Origin of the sequence: Latilactobacillus graminis DSM 20719 (assembly GCF_001436415.1) — a bacterium.
Lineage (GTDB): Bacteria > Bacillota > Bacilli > Lactobacillales > Lactobacillaceae > Latilactobacillus > Latilactobacillus graminis.
In genome coordinates this window covers 37646-62701 of sequence record NZ_AYZB01000003.1, presented here as the reverse complement: position 1 = coordinate 62701, position 25056 = coordinate 37646, and the positions used below count along the sequence as shown (strand labels likewise).

27 protein-coding genes and 1 riboswitch are annotated in these 25056 nt (G+C 40.4%); of the genes, 24 read left to right on the top strand and 3 right to left on the bottom strand.

The window, feature by feature from the left end; genetic code table 11:
- The first annotated feature begins 4 nt into the window (after window positions 1-4).
- The 24 genes from pduB to FC90_RS01485 all read left to right on the top strand — a co-directional run bounded on the left by pduB (window position 5) and on the right by FC90_RS01485 (window position 21619).
- Window positions 5-802 carry a propanediol utilization microcompartment protein PduB gene (pduB, locus tag FC90_RS01600; protein WP_057907564.1) on the top strand — a complete coding sequence of 266 codons (798 nt, stop codon included), beginning with the start codon at window positions 5-7 and terminating at the stop codon, window positions 800-802.
- 18 nt (window positions 803-820) lie between these two features.
- Entirely contained in the window at window positions 821-2485 is a 1665-nt protein-coding gene (locus tag FC90_RS01595; protein WP_057907563.1) for a propanediol/glycerol family dehydratase large subunit, read from the top strand.
- Window positions 2486-2517: 32 nt separating this feature from the next.
- Entirely contained in the window at window positions 2518-3231 is a 714-nt protein-coding gene (locus tag FC90_RS01590; protein ID WP_057907562.1) for a propanediol/glycerol family dehydratase medium subunit, read from the top strand.
- A gap of 18 nt (window positions 3232-3249) precedes the next feature.
- Window positions 3250-3777 (top strand): diol dehydratase small subunit, encoded by a 528-nt coding sequence (locus FC90_RS01585; protein WP_057907561.1) that lies wholly within the window; start codon window positions 3250-3252, stop codon window positions 3775-3777.
- 26 nt (window positions 3778-3803) lie between these two features.
- Entirely contained in the window at window positions 3804-5636 is a 1833-nt protein-coding gene (locus FC90_RS01580; RefSeq protein WP_057907560.1) for a diol dehydratase reactivase subunit alpha, read from the top strand.
- A gap of 1 nt (window position 5637) precedes the next feature.
- The gene (locus FC90_RS01575) at window positions 5638-5970 is read left to right on the top strand and encodes a glycerol dehydratase reactivase beta/small subunit family protein (protein ID WP_057907559.1); all 333 of its coding nucleotides are present in this window, start codon (window positions 5638-5640) and stop codon (window positions 5968-5970) included.
- A gap of 15 nt (window positions 5971-5985) precedes the next feature.
- Entirely contained in the window at window positions 5986-6333 is a 348-nt protein-coding gene (locus tag FC90_RS01570) for a BMC domain-containing protein (protein ID WP_083481986.1), read from the top strand.
- A 22-nt stretch (window positions 6334-6355) separates the two neighbouring features.
- Window positions 6356-6631 carry a BMC domain-containing protein gene (locus FC90_RS01565; RefSeq protein WP_269746901.1) on the top strand — a complete coding sequence of 92 codons (276 nt, stop codon included), beginning with the start codon at window positions 6356-6358 and terminating at the stop codon, window positions 6629-6631.
- A gap of 45 nt (window positions 6632-6676) precedes the next feature.
- Complete coding sequence (locus tag FC90_RS01560; RefSeq protein ID WP_057907558.1) at window positions 6677-7321, top strand: phosphate propanoyltransferase; 645 nt, start codon at window positions 6677-6679, stop codon at window positions 7319-7321.
- Between the two features lie 32 nt (window positions 7322-7353).
- Window positions 7354-7866 (top strand): PduM family microcompartment protein, encoded by a 513-nt coding sequence (gene pduM, locus FC90_RS01555; protein ID WP_057907557.1) that lies wholly within the window; start codon window positions 7354-7356, stop codon window positions 7864-7866.
- Window positions 7851-8126, top strand: coding sequence for a EutN/CcmL family microcompartment protein (locus FC90_RS01550; RefSeq protein WP_057907556.1), 276 nt, complete (start codon window positions 7851-7853; stop codon window positions 8124-8126). Before pduM ends, FC90_RS01550 begins: the two co-directional genes overlap by 16 nt.
- 10 nt (window positions 8127-8136) lie before the next feature.
- A complete protein-coding gene (locus FC90_RS01545) occupies window positions 8137-8712 on the top strand; it encodes a cob(I)yrinic acid a,c-diamide adenosyltransferase (protein ID WP_057907555.1) in 576 nt (191 codons plus the stop codon).
- 2 nt (window positions 8713-8714) lie between these two features.
- Window positions 8715-9188 carry a GlcG/HbpS family heme-binding protein gene (locus FC90_RS01540; protein ID WP_057907554.1) on the top strand — a complete coding sequence of 158 codons (474 nt, stop codon included), beginning with the start codon at window positions 8715-8717 and terminating at the stop codon, window positions 9186-9188.
- Window position 9189: 1 nt separating this feature from the next.
- Window positions 9190-10602: an aldehyde dehydrogenase family protein gene (locus FC90_RS01535; protein ID WP_057907553.1), complete on the top strand. Its 1413-nt coding sequence runs from the start codon at window positions 9190-9192 to the stop codon at window positions 10600-10602.
- Between the two features lie 30 nt (window positions 10603-10632).
- Window positions 10633-11754 (top strand): 1-propanol dehydrogenase PduQ, encoded by a 1122-nt coding sequence (locus FC90_RS01530; protein ID WP_057907552.1) that lies wholly within the window; start codon window positions 10633-10635, stop codon window positions 11752-11754.
- Between the two features lie 31 nt (window positions 11755-11785).
- The gene (locus FC90_RS01525) at window positions 11786-12967 is read left to right on the top strand and encodes an acetate/propionate family kinase (protein ID WP_057907551.1); all 1182 of its coding nucleotides are present in this window, start codon (window positions 11786-11788) and stop codon (window positions 12965-12967) included.
- A gap of 30 nt (window positions 12968-12997) precedes the next feature.
- Window positions 12998-13342, top strand: coding sequence for a BMC domain-containing protein (locus tag FC90_RS01520; RefSeq protein ID WP_201781107.1), 345 nt, complete (start codon window positions 12998-13000; stop codon window positions 13340-13342).
- Window positions 13323-13451, top strand: a riboswitch (cobalamin riboswitch). Its footprint overlaps the gene before it by 20 nt.
- Before the next feature lie 98 nt (window positions 13452-13549).
- A complete protein-coding gene (locus tag FC90_RS01515) occupies window positions 13550-13978 on the top strand; it encodes a EutP/PduV family microcompartment system protein (RefSeq protein ID WP_057907549.1) in 429 nt (142 codons plus the stop codon).
- 10 nt (window positions 13979-13988) lie between these two features.
- Complete coding sequence (locus FC90_RS01510; protein WP_057907548.1) at window positions 13989-14762, top strand: inositol monophosphatase family protein; 774 nt, start codon at window positions 13989-13991, stop codon at window positions 14760-14762.
- A gap of 42 nt (window positions 14763-14804) precedes the next feature.
- Entirely contained in the window at window positions 14805-17585 is a 2781-nt protein-coding gene (locus tag FC90_RS01505; protein WP_057907547.1) for a prenyltransferase/squalene oxidase repeat-containing protein, read from the top strand.
- Between the two features lie 11 nt (window positions 17586-17596).
- The gene (locus FC90_RS01500) at window positions 17597-18415 is read left to right on the top strand and encodes a DUF4430 domain-containing protein (RefSeq protein WP_057907546.1); all 819 of its coding nucleotides are present in this window, start codon (window positions 17597-17599) and stop codon (window positions 18413-18415) included.
- Window positions 18364-19296 carry an energy-coupling factor transporter transmembrane component T gene (locus tag FC90_RS01495; RefSeq protein WP_057907545.1) on the top strand — a complete coding sequence of 311 codons (933 nt, stop codon included), beginning with the start codon at window positions 18364-18366 and terminating at the stop codon, window positions 19294-19296. Before FC90_RS01500 ends, FC90_RS01495 begins: the two co-directional genes overlap by 52 nt.
- The gene (locus tag FC90_RS01490) at window positions 19275-20921 is read left to right on the top strand and encodes an ABC transporter ATP-binding protein (RefSeq protein WP_057907544.1); all 1647 of its coding nucleotides are present in this window, start codon (window positions 19275-19277) and stop codon (window positions 20919-20921) included. Before FC90_RS01495 ends, FC90_RS01490 begins: the two co-directional genes overlap by 22 nt.
- On the top strand, window positions 20918-21619 hold the full coding sequence (locus tag FC90_RS01485; RefSeq protein ID WP_057907543.1) for an ECF transporter S component: 702 nt from the start codon (window positions 20918-20920) through the stop codon (window positions 21617-21619). The genes FC90_RS01490 and FC90_RS01485 overlap by 4 nt, the downstream gene beginning before the upstream one ends.
- A gap of 109 nt (window positions 21620-21728) precedes the next feature.
- Here the strand turns inward: FC90_RS01485 and FC90_RS01480 are convergent, their stop codons facing one another.
- The 3 genes from FC90_RS01480 to FC90_RS01470 all read right to left on the bottom strand — a co-directional run bounded on the left by FC90_RS01480 (window position 21729) and on the right by FC90_RS01470 (window position 24943).
- Window positions 21729-22775 carry a zinc-binding dehydrogenase gene (locus FC90_RS01480; RefSeq protein WP_057907542.1) on the bottom strand — a complete coding sequence of 349 codons (1047 nt, stop codon included), beginning with the start codon at window positions 22773-22775 and terminating at the stop codon, window positions 21729-21731.
- A gap of 325 nt (window positions 22776-23100) precedes the next feature.
- Window positions 23101-24084, bottom strand: coding sequence for an alcohol dehydrogenase catalytic domain-containing protein (locus FC90_RS01475; RefSeq protein ID WP_057907541.1), 984 nt, complete (start codon window positions 24082-24084; stop codon window positions 23101-23103).
- Between the two features lie 100 nt (window positions 24085-24184).
- Window positions 24185-24943 carry a DUF975 family protein gene (locus tag FC90_RS01470; protein ID WP_057907540.1) on the bottom strand — a complete coding sequence of 253 codons (759 nt, stop codon included), beginning with the start codon at window positions 24941-24943 and terminating at the stop codon, window positions 24185-24187.
- Between the last annotated feature and the right edge of the window lie 113 nt (window positions 24944-25056).

The following is a 25056-nucleotide window of genomic DNA, read 5'->3' as shown; positions in this document are numbered from 1 at the left end:
ATAGATGGCAGATCAAAATGAACAGTTAGTTACCGATATTTTAAGTAAGGTACTACAATCAAACGACATTAATGAAGTCACAAACGGGGTGAATCAGATGAAGGATGTTGCGATTAATCTAACCGAATTTGTGGGAACAGCACCAATTGGCGATACAATCGGCATGGTCATTGCAAACGTTGACCGCGATTTATTTGCCAAGTTACATGTCGAAGGGGACTACCGTGCAATTGGAATCCTCTCTGCTAGAACGGGTGGCGGACCACAAATCATGGCGGCCGATGAAGCTGTTAAAGGGACAAATACAACAGTCATCAGTGTTCAATTACCAAGAGATACAAAGGGTGGCGCTGGTCACGGATCATTAATTCTAATTGGTGGGCAAGATGTTTCAGACGTTAGACGTGCAATCGAAATTGCGTTAGAAAATGTCCCAACTCGGTTTGGTGACGTGTATAACAACCAGGCTGGCCATTTAGAATTGCAATACACAGCCCGTGCTAGTCAAGCGTGTCATATGGCATTTGGTGCACCAGAAGGTCAAGCATACGGCTTAATTGCCGGTGCACCTGCTGGGATTGGCGTTGTAATGGCTGATACGGCATTAAAGGCAGCCAACGTTGAAGCGATTGATTTTGCTTCACCTGGTTTTGGAACGAGTTATTCAAACGAAGGCATTCTGCACATCACAGGGGATTCCGGTGCTGTTCGTCAAGCTGTTATTTCAGCTAGAGAAGTTGGCGAGCAATTACTGGGTACTCTAGGTGATACGCCAATGAATGATTTTCCTTCATATATTTAAGGAAAGCGGGGTGCAATTTTGAAACGACAAAAAAGAGTTGAAGAATTAGAAAAACGTCCTGTCCATTTAGACGGTTTTGTCGATGAATGGCCAGAAGAAGGTTTAATCGCAATGGAAAGTCCTAACGACCCTAAGCCAAGTGTAAGAGTTGAAAATGGTAAGATCGTTGAAATGGATGGTAAAACGGAAGCTGAATTTGATTTAATTGATCAATTTATTGCTAAACACGCTGTTGTGACTAAGGACGCTGAAAAAGTAATGGCGATGGATTCATTAGAAATTGCCAATAAATTAGTTGATCCTAACGTTCGTCGGGAAGACATCATTCCGATTACAACTGCAATGACACCTGCTAAAGCAGCGGACGTTATTAGTAAGTTGAACTTTGCAGAAATGATTATGGCTTCACAAAAGATGCGACCACGTAAGACACCAGCAACACAAGCTCACGTTACTAATATTCGGGATAATCCAGTGTTGTTAGCTGCCGATGCAGCGGATGCAGCGTTACGGGGTTTCCCTGAACAAGAAACAACAACTGCTGTTGCGCGTTATGCACCATTAAACGCGATTTCAATTATGGTTGGCGCACAAACGGGTCGTCCAGGGGTAATCACACAATGTTCTGTTGAAGAAGCAATGGAATTGAACTTGGGAATGCGCGGTTTTACAGCATACGCTGAAACAATTTCTGTTTATGGAACAGAACGAGTTTTCACGGATGGTGATGACACGCCTTGGTCAAAAGGTTTTTTAGCTTCTTGTTATGCTTCACGTGGTTTGAAGATGCGCTTTACTTCGGGTTCAGGTTCTGAAGTCATGATGGGTTACGCTGAAGGGAAGTCGATGTTATACCTTGAAACACGTTGTATCTTTATCACTAAAGGCTGTGGGGTACAAGGACTACAAAACGGTGCTGTTAGTTGTATCGGAATTCCAGGGGCTGTGCCATCCGGTATTCGTGAAGTTTTAGGTGAAAACCTACTCTGTATGATGTTAGATATCGAATGTGCTTCTGGTAATGATCAGGCTTTCTCGCATTCTGACATTCGCCGAACGGAAAGACTATTAGGTCAATTTATTGCTGGCACAGATTATATTTCATCAGGCTACTCATCAGTACCAAACTATGATAATACGTTTGCTGGTTCTAATACGGATGCGACCGATTATGATGACTACTATGCAATGCAACGCGATCTTAAGATTAATGCCGGGATTATTCCTGCTAAAGAAGAAGATTTGATTAAAGTACGGAACAAAGCTGCTAGAGCTTTACAAGCTGTCTTTAAGGCGTTGGATTTACCGGTTATTACGGATGAAGAAGTCGAAGCTGCAACTTATGCCTATACTTCTAAAGATATGCCTGAACGAAATATGGTTGAGGATATGAAGGCAGCACAAGGAATTCTAGACCGAAACATTACCGGTGTTGATATCATTAAAGGTCTCTATGAAGGTGGCTTCCAAGATATCGCAGAAACTGTCTTGAAGTTATTACAACAACGGATTGCCGGTGATTTCTTGCAAACATCAGCAATTTTTGATAAGGACTGGAATGTGATTTCAGCCGTTAACAATGGTAATGACTACCATGGCCCTGGTACCGGATATCATATCGATGATGAGCTATGGGAAAAGATTAAAGCGATACCAATGGCAATCAATCCGTCTAACGTTTAGATTGATTACTGCAAAAAGGAGGCCAGTAATTCATGGTTGAAGTGAATGAAGATTTACTACGACAGATTGTTAAGCAAGTCATTGCAGAAGCACAAGAAGTTGACCGTAAAGTTGATTTCAGAGGATCAGAAGTGACGGAAAAACCTGCTTCTACGGCATCTAAAATTGGTCAACCAGAAGCAACGGATGCACCACTTAAGCTCGATTGGTTCAAGCGAACGGGGATTGCTAAAAAGGGAACAACAACGGATGAAGTTGTCATTGCAGTCTTACCCGGTTTTGCAGAACATATGACTGAGAATATGACGGGGCTTGCACACAAAGAGATTCTACGACAAACCATTGCTGGGATTGAAGAAGAAGGATTAAAAGCCAGAGTAATTAAAGTTTACAGAACAGCAGACGTTTCATTTGCTGGCGCTGAAGCTGACGGTTACTCAGGATCAGGGGTTGCGATTGCAATTCAATCTAAAGGGACAACCATCATCCACCAAAAGGATTTGGAACCTTTATCAAATCTTGAATTGTTCCCACAGGCACCCGTTATTACACCGGAAACATACCGGGCAATCGGACGCAATGCAGCTCGTTACGCTAAAGGCGAATCGCCAACACCGGTACCGACTGTCAATGATCAAATGTCACGGGTTCAATATCAAGCTAAATCGGCATTAATGCATATTAAGGAAACGAAATATGTTGTGATTGGTAAAGAACCTGAAGAAGTCGAATTAAACTTTAGTTAGCAGAATGTGGGTGAGAATATGTCTGAAATTAATGATCTAATTAATAAAATCGTTAAGGAAGCTGGTCAACAAGCACCGCAATCTGAAACGACAGTACCAACTAGGAAAGTAGATAATCAAGCTGGTCACACTAAAATGACTGCGGCTGACTATCCACTTTTCAAGAAACATCCCGAAATGGTCAACGCACCAAACGGAAAGAACATTAATGAAATTACAATCGAAGCGGCAATAAATGGTCAAGTTAAACCAGAAGATTTACGGATTGCACCAGCAACATTGAAAGCGCAAGGTGAAATCGCTGAAAGTGCTGGTCGTGGTGCTTTGAAGAGCAACTTTGATCGGGCTGCTGAATTAACAGCTATTCCGGACGAACGCCTTTTGGAAATGTACGGCGCACTTAGACCATATCGTTCCACAAAAGAAGAATTATTAGCTATTGCAAACGAATTGGAAAATAAATATAACGCTAAGATTACAGCTGGTTTTGTAAGAGAAGCCGTTGAAATGTATGGTATTCGTAAGAAATTCAAAGGAGATAACTAGTTTATCTCAAGTGAGGACTGATTAACTTGAAAAGGGTCATTGGTGTTGATATTGGTAACTCGTCAACAGAAGTCGTGCTTGCCGAAATTGAATCAGACGGACGCATTCAGTTTATTCAATCTAATATTGCAGAAACAACGGGAATCAAGGGGACTAAGCAAAATCTGTTTGGGATTAAAACGGCGATTAATGGTTTGCTTGAAAAATGCCAACTAACAATCGAAGCAGTTGATCTGATTCGGATTAATGAAGCAACACCGGTTATTGGTGATGTTGCGATGGAAACCATTACTGAGACAATCATTACTGAATCAACAATGATTGGCCATAATCCTAAGACACCGGGTGGATTGGGATTAGGGATTGGATATACGGTAAACATTGCGGAATTGTATCAGCAAACTGACAAAAGTCGCCAATATATCGTTGTTATCCCTAAAACGATTGATTTTGTGGATAGTGCCAAACTGATTAACCTTTATTGGCAATCAGGTTACCAAATTACGGCAGCCATTTTACAAGCGGATGATGGCGTTTTAGTCAATAATCGACTTGATAAAGTGATTCCGATTGTGGATGAAGTCGCATATATCGACAAGATTCCACTGGACATGTTGGCAACCGTTGAAGTTGCTGATAAAGGGAAAGTAATTACGCAATTATCAAATCCGTATGGGATTGCGACAGTCTTTAATCTAAATTCGGATGAAACAAAGAACATCGTGCCAGTTTCACGCGCATTGATTGGTAATCGGTCAGCCGTGGTGATTAAAACGCCAGAGGGTGATGTTAAGGCACGGGTCATTCCTGCTGGTTCGATTACAATTCAAGGTGATGGGCGAACGCAAACGGTCGATTTAGCTGCTGGGGCAGATAAAATCATGGCGGCTGTTTCAACCTTTAAACACATTGATAACGTTAATGGTGAAGCAGGCACAAACATTGGTGGCATGCTCGAACGGGTTCGTCAAACAATGGCGGACTTAACGAACAAGTCATTGAATGAAATTTTTATTCAAGATTTACTAGCCGTCACAACGTCTGTACCGATTGATGTTAAGGGTGGCTTAGCTGGCGAGTTTTCAATGGAACAAGCGGTTGGAATTGCCTCAATGGTTAAATCCGACCACTTACAAATGGCGATGATTGCGACTGAAATTAAGAAGGAGTTCCAGTCGATTGAAGTTGAAATCGGTGGCGCGGAAGCGGAAGCTGCGATTCTCGGGGCATTAACGACTCCCGGAACGACGGCACCAATGGCAATTCTTGATCTTGGTGCCGGATCTACAGATGCATCGATCATCAATGCATCTGGCGAAACGGTTGCAATTCATTTAGCTGGTGCAGGCGACATGGTTACGATGATTATTAATTCGGAATTAGGTTTAGATGATCAGTATTTAGCCGAAGATATTAAGAAATACCCGTTAGCGAAGGTTGAAAGTTTATTCTTTATCCGTCATGAAGATGGCAGTGTTCAATTCTTTGATAAAGCTCTTCCAGGAAATTTATTTGCGAAAACAGTAGTTGATACGCCAAATGGTTTTGTTCCCATTCCAGGTGATTTGAACATTGAAAAGATTAAGCGTGTGCGTCAAACTGCCAAAAAAAGGGTGTTTGTAGAAAATGCCATTCGTGCTTTGAAGCATGTTAGTCCAACCGGTAGCATTCGTGATATTCCGTTCGTAGTCATCGTGGGAGGATCGGCTTTAGATTTTGAAATTCCACAACTAGTGACGGATGAATTATCACGATACAACTTAGTGGCAGGACGAGGTAATATCCGTGCTATTGAAGGCCCTCGAAATGCTGTTGCGACTGGCTTGATTCTGGCTTATGCAGAAAGCATCGGTGGATGATATGACTAAAAAACCAGAAATCATTATTGCTAGTGGAATTGATGATACGTTGATTCAACCACTTCTGTACGGTATTGAAGAAGAAGAAATTCCTTTCCGATTTGCCGAAATAGATGGTCAGACAACGGTTGAACGTGCTTATCAAAGTGCAATCGAATCGCAGTTATCAGTGGGGCTAGCCTATGACAGAGATTACACCTATTTACATTTCAAAAATTTGCCAGCGGCAGAACCACTATTTAAAGTTGCGATAAATCGGCCTGATCAATTAGATCGACTGGGTGCTAATGCAGCACGACTAGTCAAGGGTGTACCGTTTAAAGAAATCGATTAAAGGAAGTGTTAGAATTTGAACGCATTAGGATTAGTAGAAGTTGTTGGCTTTTCAACAGCAGTGTATGTTGCGGATTCAATGGTTAAGACAGCAGATATCACGATTAGTCGCTTGGAACGAACCAAAGGTGCTGGCTGGATGACAATTTATGTTAACGGTGATGTTGGCGCTGTGCAAGCTGCAGTCTCAGATGGGCAAGCTGTGGCAGAAGCCGCAGGTAAGTTTGTGACAGCTAAAGTGATTGCACGACCAACAGACGAGCTTGGTAAGTTTATTACTGAAAAGCCAGCTGCTAAAGTAGCATCAAAAATGGAACCAAAGACAACTAAAACAGAATCAAAATCATCAAAAAATAACAAATAAAACAGTTTTCTAGGAGGAAAATATTATGAATAACGCATTAGGAATGATCGAAACTAAAGGTTTAGTCGCAGCAATCGAAGCAGCAGATTCAATGGTTAAAGCAGCCAACGTATCACTCGAAGGCTACGAAAAAATTGGGTCAGGTTTAGTAACAGTTATCGTTCGTGGGGATGTTGGTGCCGTTAAAGCAGCTGTAGACGCAGGGACATCATCAGCTGAAAACGTTGGCGAAGTGGTATCAAGCTACGTAATCCCTCGTCCACACACAGATGTTGAAAAAATCTTGCCTAGCAAATAAGCAATATTCGTTTTAAAAGGTTAATTAAGTTGGAGGCAAGACATAATGGACGAGAGCCAATTAAGAACAATTATTCGTAAAATTATTGATGAAGAACTAAATGGAACACCAAGCATTCCGGTTGGTGTTTCGAACCATCATATTCACCTAACAGATGAAGATTTTGATCGTTTATTCCCAGGACAAAAGATGACGGTATTTCGTCAGTTGAAACAACCATCTGATTTTGCTTCTGAACAAAAAGTCACATTGGTTGGCCCAAACGGCGTTGAAATTAATAACGTTAGAATTCTTGGTCCGACACGTAAACATAGCCAAGTTGAAATCTCTAAAACAGAGGCCTTCCAATTGGCAATTGATGCACCAATTCGCTTATCAGGTGATTTAGAAGGTGCCCCATCGATTAAAGTGAGATCAGAATTTGCAGAAATCACAATTCAAGGGGTCATCATTGCTAAACGTCACATTCACATGAGCCTACAAGATGCTGCTAAATTCGGCGTTAAGTATGGTGACAATGTACAAGTAGCAATCGAATCAGAAGGTCGTCGGACAATCTTTGATGATGTCTTAGCACGACCACGTGAAGACTTTGTTTTGGAAATGCATATTGATACGGATGAAGCTAATGCTGCAAATATCCAAGCTAACACTGTTGCACGGATTGTTGAAGCAAAACCAGAACAATAATCAGTGCAGAATGCAAGTAAGGAGGCGCGTTGATGAGCCAAATCGATTTGAATCAGCTGATCAAAACGGTGACGCAGATATTAGCGCAACGCGCTGAACAGCCGATAACCGTTAGTATCGAAGATGATTGTCCCGGTGAATCAGTCTTTCTAACCCATCAAACGGTAATACTAGAATATGTCGATGTTTTATTTCTCAAAACGTTAATCACGCTAGATACCACTGCCAATGATTGGGTACAATGGTTTCAAAAAGGCTTTAATTATGGGATTAATTTTGAAATTCGAGTGGGGTTTGCCGACGTAAATCTCATTCCTTGGCAATTGTTAACCAAATGGCCCGTTCAAATGATTAGTAAGGATCAACAGCCAATTGTTGTGATTGATAAACCATATATTACGTATGCCGATATCATGTTTATGAAACAGATCAATATATTAGTAAAATTAAGAAAACAGAAGTTGACGGCGCTTGCTGCTGATGCTTTAGCCAAGAGCCAGATACAGATTATTGAAAGGGTTGACAGTCGATGTATATGGGAGTAGTTGTGGGAAGTGTCGTTGCCACACAAAAGTCAACATCGTTAGTTGGCAAGAAGTTAATGATTATTCAACCAATTAATAGCGAACGACAACCGGTCAGATTTGAAGAGGTTGCAACAGACACAGTTGGTGCGGGAATTGGCGAAACAATTCTCTTTGTGAGAGGGGCAGCGGCGCACCGAAGCTTCCAACAAACTGCTAGATCTGCTCAAGATGTAACGGATGCTTCAATCGTAGCAATTGTGGATCGATTTGATAAGTAGGTGAGTTTAAATGGCAATTTATACTAAAACAGGTGATAAAGGAACGACCGCACTTTTTGACGGGCGCCGCGTTAAAAAGTTTGATGATCGCGTGGAAGCCTACGGAACAATTGATGAATGTAACAGTCAACTGAGTGTTGCACAAAAGTTTTGTAAGATCCCACGAAATATCGAACTACTTGAGACGATTCAAAATAACATGTTCATCGTTGCCGGTGAGTTAGCAACTGATAATACGGATAAATTTTACGGTAAGAGTCATCAGTTAACGGAAGATGATGTCCATCTCTTGGAGACGACAATCGATTACTATACTGATAATTTGCCAGTGGTTCATGAATTTATTTTACCCGGCAAGAGTATTGCTGGTGCTCATTTGCATCTTTGTCGTTCGGTTTGTCGGCGAGCGGAGCGGTTAATTGTACGCTTAAATGAAGATAAGCCGGTTAGATCTGGATTGTTGAAGTATGTCAATCGTCTTTCGGACTTGTTATACATCTTAGCGCGAGCAGAAGATGATTTTGATCAAAAAGAAAAATTAGTTGATGAAGTTGTTCGGCGGTATCAAGAAAAGGTGGGTAAATAACGATGGCAGTTGAGAATATTTTAACCGAGATTCAACAGGCGATTACTAACCAATCTGGGCAAGCAATTTTTAGCCGTAGTTTCATCCAATCAGCATTTGATGCGGGTGAAGCGCGTGCAAACGAACTCTGTGTTGGGGTGACAATGTGTGTGACGGACGCAAACGCAAATCCCATCATGCTCTATCATATGCCCAATGCAAATCTTGTCAGCCTTGAATTAGCGCCTAAAAAAGCTTGGTCGGCAATTGCGATGAAGATGCCAACTAAAGAAATCAGTGAACAAGTGCAACCAGGCGCACCATTGTACGATATGTCGACAATGTTATCGGGTAAATTAGTCACATTTGCAGGTGGCATACCACTTACTACCCACAATGCTATTATTGGTGGTGTAGGGGTTAGTGGTGGATCTGTTGAAGAAGATCAAAGTATTTGCCAAACGATTGTGACAAAAATTTTAGAGGGAGTTCAATAGAATGGATAACTTAGAAGAAAAAATCAGAAAAATCCTTGAAGAAGAATTAAGTTCCAGTTTGTCTGACTCAATATCCAAACCAAGCACCGTTGGTAGCAAAGGCCACAATGGTATCTTTAGTAATGTAGATGACGCAATTGCGGCTGCTAAAGCTGCTTGGGAAGATTATGTTGATCAACCAATCGAAATACGTAACAAAGTGGTTGAAGCTATTAAAGAAGGTTTCCGCCCACATATCGAATGGATGGCTAAACAAATTAAAGAAGAAACTGGTATGGGAACAGTTGATGCAAAGATCGCTAAATTAAATAATGCACTATATAATACGCCCGGCACAGAAATTTTACAACCAGATGCTGAAACCGGTGATGGCGGTTTAATCATGTACGAATATGCACCATATGGTGTTATCGGTGCTGTTGGTCCAAGTACTAACCCCGCTGAAACTGTAATTGCAAACGGGATTATGATGTTAGCTGCTGGGAATACCGTCTTCTTTGGTGCTCACCCTGGTGCTAAAAACATTACTCGCTGGACAATCGAAAAATTAAACGAATTCGTTTATGAAGCAACTGGTCTTCAAAATTTGATGGTCAGTCTTGATCAACCAAGCATCGAATCTGTTCAACAAATGATGTCGCATCCAGATGTTGCTTTATTAGCTGTTACTGGTGGTCCTGCTGTTGTTCATCAAGCAATGACAAGTGGTAAAAAAGCAATTGGTGCTGGTGCTGGTAATCCGCCTGCAATGGTTGATGCAACAGCTGATATTTCATTAGCAGCCCACAACATCGTTGATTCAGCTTCATTTGATAATGATATTTTATGTACTGCTGAAAAAGAAGTCATTGCAGAACGATCAATCAAAGATGAATTGATTACGAAGATGCAACAAGAAGGTGCTTTCTTGCTTAAAAACAAACAAGACATCGATCGTTTAGTGAAGATGACAATTAAAGATAATGGCGATCCTGATCGTAAATTTGTTGGGAAAGATGCAACTTTCATCTTAGACCAAGCAAACATTTCTTACACAGGTCACCCAACAGTTATCATTCTTGAAGCTAGCGTAGATCATCCATTCACAATGACTGAAATGTTAATGCCAATCGTGCCAGTTATTAGCTGTCCAGATTTTGATAGCGTATTGAAGGCTGCATTAATTGCAGAACAAGGCTATCACCACACAGCTTCAATTCACTCACGGGACTTAGTTCAAATTAACCGTGCTGCTCACAAGATGAACACATCGATTTTCGTTGTTAACGGTCCTACTTATTCAGGAACAGGTGTTGGCTTTACAGGTGCTTCAGCCTTAACAATTGCAACACCAACTGGTGAAGGGACAACAACTGCTAAATCCTTTACACGTCGGAGAAGATTGAATTCACCACAAGGCTTTTCACTTAGATAGTGAAGCACAAGTTAAGGAGGAATTAGTTGTATGTCAGACTTTCATGTAGGTACGCAGATATATTCAGGACAAACAGCTTTGGATCAACTTGATGACGTTCAAAATCAACAGATTATGCTTGTGTGTGATCCGTTTTTGAATGACAGTCAAGAATTACAAAAAATTAAAAATCATTTTAATCATAGCAATACGATTGAAGTCTTTGCTGATGTGAAACCTAATCCACCATTGGAAAATATTGAAGCCGGTGTAACGGTCTTTAGTACATTCAAACCAACTATTATGGTTGCTGTTGGTGGTGGGTCGGCCATTGATACGGCTAAAGCCATTCGTTTCTTTGGCGAAAAGCTTGGTCAACAAAAAATTGCTTGTTTCATCGCTATTCCAACAACTAGTGGGACTGGTTCGGAAGTTACCAACACTGCTGTCGTTTCTGATGAAAAGAACAACGCCAAATTTCCAATTATTGAAGATTATTTAATTCCAGATATCGCGCTATTATATCCAGAATTAGTAATGAGTGCGCCTAAATCAGTTTCTGCATTTTCAGGGTTAGATGTTTTAACCCATGCGTTGGAAGCTTTAGTTGCAAAAGATGCTAATCTCTTCACGGATGCCCTAGCTGAAAAAGTAATCGATGTGATTACGCATAACTTGACGACGATTTATCAACAACCGGACAACTATGAAGTGCGGGAATTGGTTCATCAAGCATCAAGTGCAGCTGGAATTTCGTTTAATCAAGCAGGCTTGGGGATTACCCATGCGATTGCACATCAATTAGGCGCAATATTTCATGTACCACATGGCTTAGCTTGTGCAATGACTTTACCATACGTTGTTGAATATAATGCTCAAAATCCAAAAGCACGAGCAAAATATGCAGCCGCCGCACGTAAAGCAGGCTTAATTAGTGGCAGCACAAGTGATCAAGTTGCCATTAAGAAGATTATTCATCAAATCAAAGCAATGATGCGGGCAATGAATTGTCCTCAATCACTCGTTAAATTCGGTGTAAAAGCAGCAGATGCAAATGAAATGGTTGATCGGATTATTGAAGGGGCTAAGAGTGATGGAACTTTCCCAGGGAACCCGATTGTGCCAGATGATCAAGCATTAGCACTTATTTATAAGAAAGTTATTGGCAATTAATTAGATTACCAATCGGTAGAGGAGTTTGACAATGGTCGCAAAAATTTTATCAATTAACTCGGGTAGTTCATCACTCAAGTTTAAATTATATTTAATGCCAGCAGAAGTTGTCGTTGCAAGTGGTCAGGTTGAGCGAATTGGTCAAGCAAAAGCCCACTTTACAATGAAGACAGAAGCCGGTAAGGTTGATGAAGACGTCCAAGCTAAGAGTCATGATCAAGCTGTTTCATTAGTGATTGATCAACTATTGGCACGTCAAGTTATTAAAGAAATGACAGAAATCAGCGGTGTAGGTCATCGTGTTTCAAATGGCGGTGCCTACTACAGTCAAGCAGTTGTAATTGATGAGTTGGTAGAGCAACGAATTGATGAATTATCCGCATTGTCACCATTGCATAATCCAGTCAATTTATTAGGAATTCGTGCGTTTAAAAAATTGCTTCCTCAAGCAATGCAAGTTGCAGTTTTCGATACAGCTTTTAACGCAACGATTCCGCAAGCTAATGCACTGTACGCTATTCCCTATGACTACTACGAAAAATATGGCATTCGTAAATATGGATTCCATGGACCTAGTCATCAATATATTACGGAACAAGTGCAAGAACGATTTCCAACAATGAGTCATAAGATTATTAGTTGTCATCTTGGTAGCGGGGCTAGTATTTCAGCAATTAAGGATGGGCAAACAATTGATAATTCCATGGGATTCACCCCATTGGCTGGCTTGATGATGGGGACGCGTTCTGGCGATTTGGATCCACAAATACTTCCTTTCTTGCAGGAACATGAGGGACTAGATATCCAAGAAATAAAGAATTTGTTGAATGCTAAATCCGGATTATTAGGGGTTTCAGGGTATTCAAATGATATTCGAGATTTAGAAAAGGCACAAAAAGAAGGACATCAACGGGCTGCATTGGCGTTAGCAATGTTTATTCATCGGATTCAAACTTATATCGGTGCTTATGCTGCTGAGTTGAACGGTGTTGAAACCATTGTTTTTACTGCAGGAATTGGTGAGCATGATAGCTACATCCGTAGTAAGATTATGCAACAGTTTGCTTACTTAGGTGTACGAATTGATGAAACGCAAAATCAAGCAAATGAATTAGTTATTAGTCAACGAGATAGTGCAATTAATGTACTTGTTATTCCGACTGATGAAGAAATTATGATTGCTCGAGATACGTATCAGCATTTTTCGTATTGAATAGCAACACCAGAAAGGAGTAAAAAGATGATGAATCAATTAAAACGGGTGATTCAAGAATCGGTGCCGGGCAAACAAATTACCTTGTCACATATCATCGCTAATCCTGAAACAGCTATTTTAGAGAGTATTGGTATTGAACGGCGCCAGATTTCATTGGGAATTATGACAATTACACCACCGGAAGCAGCAGCAATTGTTTCGGATGTTGCTACTAAGGCTGGTGCAGTTAATATTGAATTCATTGACCGGTTTAGTGGTTCATTAGTCCTATCTGGTGCTGTTGATGATATTGAGTCAGCGATAATCGCTGGCTGTGGTTTTTTACGAGATCAATTGGGATTTACAATCCCTGAAATAATAACAAGATCTTAATTAAGTACTATTACAAAAGAAGGAAACTGGTGTAAACCCAGTGCTGTTCCCGCAACTGTAAACGATGCTAAATCGTGAGTCAGATACTTCCATAGATTTGCTTTTTCGGGATAAAAAAGTGAGAGTCGTACTGTTTTAATGGGTGCACTCTTTAGTGTACCCATTTTTTTAAAATCAGCTAAACAGTATTAAATGAGGTGTATTAGTATGAAAAAAGCGTTATTAGTTGGCGCAGTTGGTTGTGGCAAGACAACATTTCGACAACGAATATTTGGGCAAAAACAAACGTATGATAAGACACAAGCTATTGAGTTTTTTGATAGTCTGATTGATACACCAGGCGAATTTACGGAGCATCGACGCCTTTATTCAGCTTTAAACGTAACGGCAAACCAGGCCGATATCATTGTTATGATGCAAAGTGTGAAAGATAAACGACAAATATTTTCACCTGGTTTTTCATATATGTTTTATAAACCTGCTGTTGGGGTAATCACTAAAACAGATTTAGCAGAATCTAAGGAAGATTTGGATTACATTGAAAAGCAATTAAGGCTAGCCGGTGCTGAACAGATTTTTGCGATTTCGTCTAAGACTAATCAGGGAGTCGATACGTTAATAAAATATTTAGAGTGACGGTGGTTGAATGATAGACGAACATCAGATTATGCAAGATGTGACAACTTGGGTTATTGAATGTGCAGACTATGCAAAAAGTAATCTGGGGAAGATTAAAAATATTGCACAAAAAAACGGAGAATACGATTTAGTAACAAATTTGGATACTGATATCGAAGCAAAAATTGAAGTGCAGATACATAAACACTATCCGGAAGCTTCAATTATTGGTGAGGAGGCAACAGTCAAGAGTCTTCACCAACCTACAGGACTGACATTTTTCGTAGATCCAATTGATGGGACATTGAACTTGGTTAAAAAACATGACTGTTTTGCTATTATGATTGGGGTTTACGACGGAGAGCGACCAGTCTGTGGTGCCATTATGGATGTGATGAAGGAGCAACTTTATTGGGGTGGCCCGAATATCGGTGTTTTTTGTAACGGTCGTCGTTTACCAGCACCAACAGATGTTGCCTTGAAAGATGGTTTAGTTGGTGTTTCGTGGCGGCAGTTTTTAGGTAATCGGTTTAATGAGATTAAGATAGCTCAAAATAGTGCCGGAATACGTGTAATGGGTAGCGCTGGGTTAGAATTTATAGAGTTAATGAATGGGAAGCACATTGCGTATCTTGCAACGCTGAATCCATGGGATTTTGCGGCTGGTCGGATACTAGCCGAAACATTGGGGATTAAGGTTCGTGCAGCTAATGGTAATCAATTAAATCGATTTAAGACGAGTCACTTGATTGCGGGAACTCCGGCGGCATATCATCGGATTAAGATGTTACAGCAATTTTAAATTGGTAATTATTGGATTAAAAAAGGATTGGGGATAGTTATAATGAAGAAAAATCACAGAATATATACAGTTTTGTGCGCCGGAGTGTTATTAACAACGCCGATTTTAACGGCGTTTAGTGGCGTGCAAGCAGCAACGACTCAAGCAGAAAGCAGCCAAGTTATCTCAAGTTCAGCGACATCAGTGAGTTCAGTTGAAAACAGTCAGAGTCAATCAAGTAGTCAGGCTCCAAGCGTTGCACTAACAAAACCGGTACAACCAACGACGGAAACTGCTCAAGTAGCAGTTAATAGTGCTTCCAAAGAAAAAGTTGCATCTGTTGCAGAAGTTAATATGGATTATCAAAAGGCAGTTACCGTTGCGGTTAACCAAATTCTAAGTACGAACGGGGTAGGTCCCTGGCAAGCATTGGCAGTATCTCGTTCCGGTGTTTCAATGACGGATGCACAACGTCAAGCTTTTGTGAATACGGTTAGTGAAGATATTGATGGGATGATTGCTGATGACCATTTCTCAGCGACTGACTTAGAGCGTTCAGCGATTGCTTTAACTGCGCTTGGTGAAGATGCGACAAATTTCCGCAATTTAAACTTAGTGGATAAGATAATTGAAAAAGCAACGGATAAGTATACCGGAATTAACGGTCAAATCTATGGTATTATCGCTTTGAGTATGAAAGATTACGGCGAAAAAGCCGATACAGCGGTTGATAATTTAATTCAGGTTGTACTAAAAGAGCAAAATGCGGAAAATGGTTGGGCTCTCTTTGGGACTAAGAGTGATTTAGATATTACCGGGATGACAATGACAGCATTGGGGATGCATCGTGATGTACCAGGTGTCCAAGATGCATTGAATAAAGCAGTTGTAATGTTAAAAGAAAAAGCTTTTGACAAAACAACCGGTGGATTTTTAATTCCAGGTGCTTTTACTTCGAAAGAAAACTCAAATAGTATTTCGCAAACTATTATGGGTTTGTTATCTGCTGGAATTGATCCTGCTAAAGAATTTGTTGGAGATAATGGTGTTAACCCAATTTCACGGCTTTTATCTTATCAAAAAAAAGATGGTCAATTTCGTTGGTTATTTGATAGCGATACTGGCGCATTATCGATGGCCACAGAACAAGCTGTTTATACATTAGATCAATATCAATTTTTCTTAGCGGGTAAAGGGTCAATCTATAATTTTGGTGGTAGTGATACAACAGACCCAGTAACCCCAACAGATGATATTGATAAACGGGTTCAAAAGAGCTTAGATTTAACGAAAACCTCAGTTAAATCATTGATTGGAACCGAAATGGGGGATAAAAACTTCTCAGGCTCCGATATCGTTTTTGGTGCTGGTCGGACAGATCAACTATCAAAAACGCAAATTCAAGCACTATATGAACAAATAGTTGCACAATCTAAAGCTGGCGAAATTACTCGTCCCAATGATTTAGCGCGTGTTATTTTAAATTTACAAGCTATGGGAGTTGATCCAACAAACTTCGATGGTCGTAATTTAGTCAATGAACTTTATGAATCAAAAACAGCAACGACGATGGGGGCATATATGAATGCCAATGTTCTATTGGCATTAGTCAGTGGGCATTATGAAGCCCCTAAGAAGGCTGTTTTTACCGTTAAAGATTTAATGAAAATGATGGTTACGGAAAGTGAAAATTATGGTAACGAAGGTTGGGGTTACTCAAATGACGGTGTTTGGATTAAGGATGTTGATACAACAGCAATTAGTATTCTTGCTTTGAAGACAACCTTGCTGGCTAATGATACCTATCATTTAGATGATGCTTTTGTTGATAAAACAAATACATTATTGGAAAAGGCATCAGATTTTATTGAATCATCAGCGGAACTTGATGGTAGTTATGGCTATGATGGCTCACTTGTAGGGAATGCTAATACAACTGCTTTAGGGGTTGCTGCACTATCACTCATGAATCGAGATACTAATAAGATATTTGAATACAAAAAAGGTTCAGCAATCAATTCATTAATGAATTTCCAAAATGAAGATGGTAGTTTCAAAGCGGATTATTCAGTTTCAATGGCAACTGGCCAGGCATTATTAGGCCTAAAAGCGTACCAACTATACGTTGCAAAGCAAGGTAGCCTCTATGACTTCGTTAAGAATCCGGTTGTTAAATATGTACCAACACCAATTGCAGAATATGCAGATGTGACAGTTCAAGCAGTAGACCAAGATGGTAAAGTATTGAAGCATGCAACAATTGCGCATCAAAGAGTAGGTCAAATAATTACTGTTAAAGCAGATCAAGTAGCAGTTAATGGATACGACTTGAAAGATAGTACTACTAAAAATGTAAAAGTAGCAAAAGCAGGTACAACTGTTAAATTCGTTTATAACAAACACACAACTGATATTAAACCAACCACTAAATATGCTGATGTAACAATTCAAGCAATTGATTCAACCGGAAAAGCGATTAAAACGGTTAAGATGGATCATCTAGAAGTTGGGCAAACAATTACAATTAAAGCAAGTCAGTTATCAGTTGACGGCTATATGTTGCAAGATGATGATACCAAGACGATTACGATTACTAAAGAAGGCAATACCGTCAAGTTCAAGTATGTTAAACAGGTTGTTTCAATGGGTGACAAAGATGCAAAAACATCAAGTCAAAGAATAAATGAAGGCGATCGACCAAGTAATCGGACCGATGAAGACGATTCTCAGACGACGTTACCACAAACTGGCGTTAAAACAGCTGTAATAAGTGTTGTAGTTGGTTTAATCATAATTGTTAGTGTAGTTGGCGTATGGATTAAGAATGATACGAAGAAAGCTTAGGAGGCTTTGAAATGTCTAAGAAACGAATAATCACGATTGTAACCAGTTTATTAATTATTTGTGGTATTGGTTATGGTGCGTACGCGAGTGTCAGTCAAGGCTCAGAAACAAATCAAGTTGCAAAAGCAAATTCAAGTCACTCATCTAAAGGGGACGCAAAACCAACGACTGTTACTTTAGAGGGTAAGACAAAGAAAAAAGCAAACTTAACGAAGGCAAAACAGAAAAAAGAATCAGCTCAAAGTATGTCTGCTAGTCACAAAGCTAGTGCTAAAGAAGTAGCAGCCAAAAAAGATAAGCTTAAAAAAAGTGAAGCTAAAAAAGCGGAAGAAAAGAAGACCCAGGCTGATGGGCAATCCGACGTAGTCGCAGCACCTGTAGCAGAGCAAGCACAAGGTGACCAACCAGCTCAAAATAATCAGACGGCCAATACCAACAAGCCTGTTGAATCAACACCTGCACCGCAACCAGCTGTCACTAAATCTGTTAAACTGAGTATTTATGGGCCCATCAGTGAAGGAGACCAGAAATGGCTTAATGGGGATGATGTTGAAATCAAAGATGGCGATATGGTAATTGATGTTTTGAAACGTGATTTACAAAGTAAGGGAATAGCACTTTCTTATAAAGGAACGGGTGCTACAGTTTATGTTAGAGGGATTAAAGGCTTATTTGAATTTGATCGTGGGGGACAAAGTGGCTGGTTGTATCGTGTCAACGGCGTATTTCCAGATCATTCTTGTGGTAATTATCCTGTTAAGAGTGGAGATGTTATCGATTGGATGTATACGGAAGATCTCGGGCACGATCGCAACGCGCCTCAGGGCTAAAGTCGCAACTGGTTTTTGATCAATTAAATCCAATCGTCATCTTTGCGTATTACGTGATTGCAATTGCATTTTCAATGGTTTTTATTCATCCGACTTACTTAGTAAGTGAATTATTGATGATCATTGCGGTGAATTTACTTGCTAAGAACCAAAAGAAAACATTGGGCACATTACAAGGTGCGTTGTTCATGATGCTCTTTATTGTCGTGATGAATCCCATCATGAATAATCATGGTGCGCACGTCATTGTGACATTTGGTGGGACGGTGATTACAGCAGAAGCTGTAACGTATGGTTTCTTAATGGCACTTTCATTAGCTATTTTGATGTTGATTTTTGTTTCTTACAATCAGAGTATGACGAATCATAAGTTCTTATATTTATTTGTACGCATTTCGCCGCAATTAACGCTACTGACGATGATTACGATGCGGTTTGTGCCCTTGTTTATTCGGCGGTTTACCAATATCAAGAATGTCCAAAGAACGCGTGGTGTGCAGATGGAAATAGGGAGTGTGAGAGCCCGGTCACACGCGGGGATGCGCTTGATGGAAGTGTTATTGATAAATTCGTTGGTCGATGCACTACAAACGGCTGATTCTATGACGGCGCGCGGTTATGGATCACAAAAGCGAACCAGTTATCAACGTTATCGTTTTACCCAACGAGATGGTTGGTTATTGACACTCTTAATAGCAGGCAGTGGGCTTTGCTTTTATTTTGCTAAACAGGGGATCGGCCGTTTAGCAATTTACCCAATGCTTGGATCGATTCATTTAGATCAAATTGGCTGGCTATGTTTAGTGTTAGTCTTATTAATTGATAGTTTGCCACTATTACTAGAAGGATGGGAGTATTTATGGTGGACATTGCGCAAATAAAACAATTTAATTTTCAGTATGCACTAGCAACTCAGCAGAATCTGAAAGAGATTAATTTGACCGTTCAGACGGGCGACTTCATTACGTTAGCAGGAAACTCGGGTAGCGGGAAGACCACCTTATTGCGCCAACTCAAAAAAGAACTCTGGCCCGTTGGTAAACGGTCGGGTGAGATTATTTTCGAGGGCCAACCGTTAGCTGATTTATCGCAAGGAGTAAGTGCGCAGAAAATTGGGATGGTCTTTCAAAATCCGGATAACCAATTAGTGATGGATACGGTCATTCAGGAACTCGCTTTTTCACTCGAAAATATTGGTGAAAAGAGTGCGAATATTCAAAAACGAATTGCCGAATTAGTTAGTTTTTTAGGTTTCCAAGATTTGCTGTATGCTTCCGTTCATGATTTATCGGGTGGTCAAAAACAACTTGTCAATTTAGCATCGGTTTTGATTTTACAACCAGATCTCCTACTATTAGACGAACCGACGGCGCAACTCGACCCAATTGCGACCAAAGAATTTATTAGTCTATTACAGCGGGTACACGATGAACTAGGAATGACAGTCATTATCAGTGAGCATCAGTTGGATGATATTTTACCGCTCTCTAATCAGCTCTGGTTGATGGATGATGGTGAGATAACATATCAAGGACCAGTTTCCGGCGGCTTAGCAGCGATTTGGGCGCAACCGACATTACGCGAATTCGTGCCAGATGTCCCACACGTTTTTTTACAAAATGAATTAATTGCGCCGGCTGATATCGCGGCATTACCATTAACCGTTGTCAGCGGGAAGCAATTGATTGAGCGGCAACATTGGCAGTTAACGCATGTTAAACGTGAAATAGCCGTGAACGACCAAGTAACAATTCTGAAGGCCAAACATGTTAGTTTTCAGTATGAAAAAAATGACCCTTATGTTTTAGATCAGCTCAATCTAGAGGTTCACATCGGCGATTGGTTAGCAATTGTTGGTAAAAATGGGACTGGTAAATCAACGTTGTTGAAGCTTTTGATTGGTTTATTACAACCGCGCCACGGTGAAATCAAGTTACAGGGGAAGAAGATCGGTAAGTGGGTGCAAGCTGAACTTTTCAAAACAGTGGGCTATCTCTCACAAACACCGAGCGATCATTTCAGCTATGACAGTGTCCGTCAAGAATTTATCGAACGGGCGCGGCAGTTAAAACGGGCAACACCAGAACAAGTGGCAGAAGAGATGTTAATAAAGCTAGGCCTTCAAACCCTTGCCGAACGTAACCCGCAAGATGCCAGTGGCGGCGAGCAGCAATTGATTGCACTCGGGATTGTATTGCTAGCGCAGCCGCGATTACTCTTATTGGATGAGCCGACAAAGGGCCTGGATCCGATTCGCAAACGGTCGTTGGGTGAATTATTAACACGTCTGCAAGCAGAAGGCTTAACGTTGATTATGGCAAGTCACGATATGGCCTTTAGTGCCCGGTTTGCTAGTCAGTGTGCCTTATTATTCGATGGGACGATTGTATCAGAGGAAGAACCCTACGCCTTTTTCGCGCATAACTTCTTCTATACGACAACGATTAACCGAATGTTACGCAGTCAATTGCCCGAAGCCTTGAATTGGGAAGAGGTGCACGCATGAAGGCTTTGAAAAATAGTTGGACCACGTTTGGCTTGGCTTTTTTGATTATGGCGATTTTCATGTTGTTTATCGTCACTTTAAAAGGACAGCATTTTCTAATCTTCAGTTTTATCTGTTTGATTACCAGTATGTTGCCATTTTATTGGCGGTTTGAAACCCGGGATATTCGCGCCCGTGAAATTATTTTCATCGCGGTTTTAGCGGCAATTGCGGCAGTCACGCGGGTACCATTTGCACCATTGCCCAGTGTTCAGCCAACTAGTTTTGTGATTATCGTGTCGGCGTTGGTCCTTGGTCCAGAATCCGGGTTTATTGTAGGATCGACTGCGGCCATTGTTTCTAATATGTTTTTGGGACAAGGGCCATGGACCCCATGGCAAATGTTTTGCTGGGGCATGATGGGTGTTACGGCGGGCTTAATTAGTCGCCATCAGTGGGCACAGAATAAATACTTACTTTGCATTTTTGGATTTTTCTGGGGCTTTATATTTGGGTGGATTATGAATCTGTGGTATTTTGTTGCATATGTCAATCCATTGACGATTAAGACCTTTATTGCGGCCTATGTCGCGAGTTTTTATTTTGACTTGGCTCATGCCTTATCAAATGTCTTCTTCATTTTCTTCTTTTATCAATCGTGGTATCGAATTATTAGTCGCTTCAAAGTGAAGTACGGTTTATTAGCAGAGGATGAGTAAATATGAAACAAAAAACCTCACTAAAATTTTTAGTGAGGTTTTTTTGTTTTGCCGATTGTTAAATTTATTAATTGTTTTTGAACTTAATCGATAGGTAGTTAGCACAAGATTAATCAGATACAACGACCATTGATTTAATTGTTTTACGGGCTTGCATATCTTGATACGCTTGATTGATATCTGCTAACGCATAAGTTTGTGTAAAGACGCGCCCCGGATTGATATTACCGTCAAGCACTGCTTTAAGTAAAAATTCTTTGTCATAAGTTGTAACAGATGCAGAACCGCCAGCAACTGAAATATTTTGTGCAAATGTTGAACCTAGCGCATGGTTATTATAATGTGGTACACCAACGTAACCAACGCGTCCACCATTGTGTAGTACACCAAGTGCTTGCTCAATGGCTGCTTCAGTACCGACACATTCCAGCGCTGCATCGGCGCCACCACCAAGAAGTTCACGTACTTTGGCAATCCCTTCCGCACCGCGTTCAGCAACAACCGCTGTCGCGCCTGATTCAAGTGCCATTTGTTGCCGATCTGCATGGCGACTCATCAGTACAATTTGTGAAGCACCGCGTAGTTTGGCAGCGATAACGGCGCATTGTCCAACTGCACCATCGCCGATAACAACTACTTTATCGCCTTTTTGAACATTAGCACAACGGGCAGCATGATAACCAGTTGGCATCACATCAGCCAAAGTTGTCAGCGATTTGAGCATCCCTTCTGTATAGTTGGTCGGTTGGCCGGGAACTTTGATTAATGCCCAATTGGCATATTTGAATCGAATATATTCTGATTGAAAACCATTCGACCAATTAGTACCACCCAAATGCCGATCACAAGTACCATCAAAACCGGAAAGACAGGCAGCACATTCGCCACAGCCGTGAGTGAAGGGGGCAATCACGAAATCACCCGGTTTAACTGTGGTAATCGCTGAACCAATTTCTTCAACAATGCCGAGCGCTTCATGACCATCATTGATCGAATGGGCTTCTTTATTATCACCATTAGCATAAGACCATAAATCAGAACCGCACACAGATGCACGGACCACTTTGATAATCACATCATCACTAGCCTGTAGAGTGGGTTTTTCAACATCTTGGACCGTTACTAAACCAGATTTTTCAAAAATTGTTGATTTCATAAGTATTTTTTTGAACACCCTAAATTGTTTGATGTTCAATTCCTTTCAAATTAATATTAATCTTAAGAGTGATCACCTTAATGACCACTCTCAAAAATTAAGTATATACCTTAGACCTTACTCTAAGGCAAGTAAATGACAATTATTAAAAAAATTCCAGTGACAAGCTTTACATAGTAAATAAAACCAAGCAATTATAAATTATGCAAGAAACATAGTTAAATAAGTTCTCGATAGTACTTATTAAGTTTTGTTGCTGGAAAAGCGCAATTTCTAACTGGCGAATTGTAAAAGCAGATATTAAAATAGTGACAGTTTTTGCGGTTTAGTAAAGCAGGACTTGTTTACCCACGGTATGGCTAGATAAAAGTGTATCTGTAATTGCTTGTAGATTAGTGACTGTTAAGCCGTTGTAGTGAGCAGTTGTAATTGGATGTAGAATTTGCGTGTCGATGAGTTGCGCAATTTGCCGTAAGATTGCGCCTTGGCTTGCAGTTTGAAACTGATAGTCGGTCTTGGTAAACATGTATTCATACGAAAAAGAAGCCGATTTAGCTTTCAAGGGCGCTAAATCAAGTGGATGTGAATTACCAACGATAGTTCCGATTTGACCGAATGGTTTAATCAGCCGGGTAACTGTTGGTAAATAGTGCTCAATATCATAAAGGACAGCAATACTATCAAAATGATTATTAGGTAAGTGCGCTAAGTTAGCATGTTTGCTTGGCGAATGATAATCAAGGCAGTGGTCAGCTCCATTTGCAGTTAACCAGTCGAAATGAGAGGGACTACTTGTTGCAGAAACGGTTAATCCGGCCCACTTAGCAAGTTGACTTAAGATCGAACCCACGCCACCAGCACCATTGATAATTAATAAATGCTGGCCCTGATTAGCATTTGGTTGGGCGGTGAAGCCTAGTTTTTCAAATAGTAGTTCGTAAGCGGTCAATGAAACAAGCGGCAAGCCAGCGCTATCGGTAGCACTTATTGAACTGGGCGCAATGGCACAGATGGCAGCTGGGATACATTGATAATGTTGAAAACTTCCATTAATTTGCGTGCTACCAGCGTAGAAAACAACATCACCGGGATGAAAAGTGGTAACTGCAGCGCCGACTTGTTGAACGGTACCATAACCGTCGTAACCTAAAATGGTCGTGGTTATTGCACGCCGCTTTAGATCGACCGGGTTGATGCTACTAGCCTGAACTTTAATCAATAGCTCATTTGCCTTGGGGGTTGGTTTACTACCGGTAGTAGCAGACCATTGATGGTCCGCGTTAAGTTTGATTTGTTGATTAGTAGTCATTTAGATCAATCCTTTCTAATAAAAAGTTTAAGCTAAGTTTAACGTTCATTATCCGCGAATACAAAAAAAGACGCACCATGTGGTGACGTCTTTATGTTTTTTAAGCGACTTCAACGGGTATATCTGTTGAAGGTGTTTGTAAGAATTGATTTCCGGCTAAATCTTTATAAAAAGCCATATAAGTTGCATTCTTATATGGGGTTAGCCAGAGATAGCCAATCCCAAGTGAAAGAGTAGCTAAGATATCCCAGCCTAAGAAACTCAGTTTTAAGACGAATAATCGGAATTTATGGCCTTTCATTAACGCCCGACTTTTGGTGAGACAATCAAGATAGTTAACTTCTTCTTGTTGGGGATTATCGGTTAAATCTTTGAAGATATAAAGGGCTTGCGAGTAAGCATAAGCTTTAATAATCCCTGGGATAATGAGTAATAACGTCCAAAGAAATATAAATAGCCTACCTAAAATACGAGTGAGGAAAACGCCTAAGAAATAGCGCTTTGAGAAGACGCTGAAGGCCCCCTGGAGTGTCTTGAAATTAGCGTCTTTAGATCGTAACCAATCTAAAAAAGTAAAATTAATGCCTACGGTAATCAGTCCCAAGATAAAACTAGGTATGTAACTAGTAAAGTTATTGCTTGATACACTTGAATCTGAGAAAGCACTATTTGAAGTCATCGTAGAGGTATCTGCAAAAAGGACAATTAGAAATAGCACAAACGCACCAATAACGATGACACTCAAGATTGATAAAATTGTCGGGATAAGATTTAACGTAACGGCTTTACCCCAATGGCCGGAAAATAACTTTTTGACCGTTCTTTTTAATGAAGCGCGTGATTGATGTTCAATGTCCATAATAATATAGTCCTCCTTGTTAGCAGATAAATTATACCATTAATTAACAAGTGAAATCAATTTATTTTTAAGTGATACCAAAATTTAAAGTAAGGGTATTGGCTAAAAAAGCC